General features: G+C 72.0%; 1 protein-coding gene. It reads right to left on the bottom strand.

All coding sequences use genetic code 11. The features are described from left to right. Nucleotides 1–54 precede the first annotated feature (54 nt). Nucleotides 55–1,247: glucose-6-phosphate isomerase (gene pgi, locus N790_RS05645; RefSeq protein ID WP_043801861.1), on the bottom strand; the 1,193-nt coding region annotated here is incomplete at its 5' end.

Raw genomic sequence — 1,247 nt, 5'->3', positions numbered from 1 at the left:
TCCGCCGTGGCGACGGCGCCGGTCCGGTACTTGGTTGAAGAACCCAGTTCTTTCCTAGCGGCGGGCGCGGATTTCGGCCACGAGGGCGCGGGTGATGGGGTCGCTGGGCTGGGACTGGCCCGACATCGCAGGCAGCAGTTCGCCGGCGATCTTCTTGCCCAGCTCCACGCCCCACTGGTCGAAGGCGTTGATGCCCCAGAGCACGGCCTGCACGTAGACGCTGTGTTCGTACATGGCCAGCAGCGCGCCCAGCGAGGCCGGCGTGAGTTCGTCGAGCAGCATCAGCGTGCTGGGGCGGCCGCCGGCGTGGTGGCGGTGCGGGTCCTCGTGGACGGCGCCGTTGGCCAGGGCCTCGGCCTGGGCCAGCAGGTTGGCCATCAGCGCACGGTGGTTTTCCTCGTGCCCGTGCGCGGGGCGGATGACGCCGATGAAATCGGCCGGCACCGGGTCGGTGCCCTGGTGCAGGGCCTGGAAGAAACTGTGCTGCACGTTGGTACCGGCGCCGCCCCAGAGCACCGGCACCGTGGACACGGGCACCGGGCTGCCGTCGGCGCGCACCGACTTGCCCAGGCTTTCCATCACCAGCTGCTGAAGGTAGCTGGGCAGCAGCGCCAGGCGTTCGTCGTAAGGCAGCACGGCCTGCGTGGCGGCGCCCAGCGCGTTGCGGTTCCACACCGCGAACAGGCCGTGCCAGGCCGCCAGGTTGTGCGCCACCGGCGCCTCGCGCACGTGCCGGTCCATCAGCGCGGCGCCGTCGAGCAGCTGCGCGAAGGCCTTGCGCCCGATCGCCAGCTGCAGCGCGAAGCCCACCGCCGACCACAATGAATAACGCCCGCCGACCCAGTCCCACATCGGCAGCACGCGCGCCGGCGCGATGCCGAAGGCCTCGGCCCGGCCGGTGTTCGCGCTGACGGCGAACAGCCGGTCGCTGCCTCCCAGCCAGTCGCGCAGGATGCCGCCGTTGAGCAGGGTTTCCTGCGTGCCGAAACTCTTGGACACCAGGATGCCGGCCGTGCGCGCCGGGTCCAGCCGCTGCAGCAGGTGCTGCGCCGCGCTGCCGTCCATGTTGGTGAGGAAATGGACGCGGAAGCGGCCGTCGTGGAAATCGCGCAGCGCGTCCACCGCAAGCCGCGGACCGAGGTCGCTGCCGCCGATGCCGACGCTGACGACGTCGGTGACCGGGCCGTCGGCCAGCGCCGCGTGCAGCGCGTCCATCCGCTCGCGCGCCGCGCGGGCCTCGCGCGCCG

It is taken from the genome of Arenimonas malthae CC-JY-1 (assembly GCF_000747075.1).
GTDB lineage: Bacteria > Pseudomonadota > Gammaproteobacteria > Xanthomonadales > Xanthomonadaceae > Arenimonas > Arenimonas malthae.
This window is presented reverse-complemented; position numbering and strand designations above follow the sequence as displayed.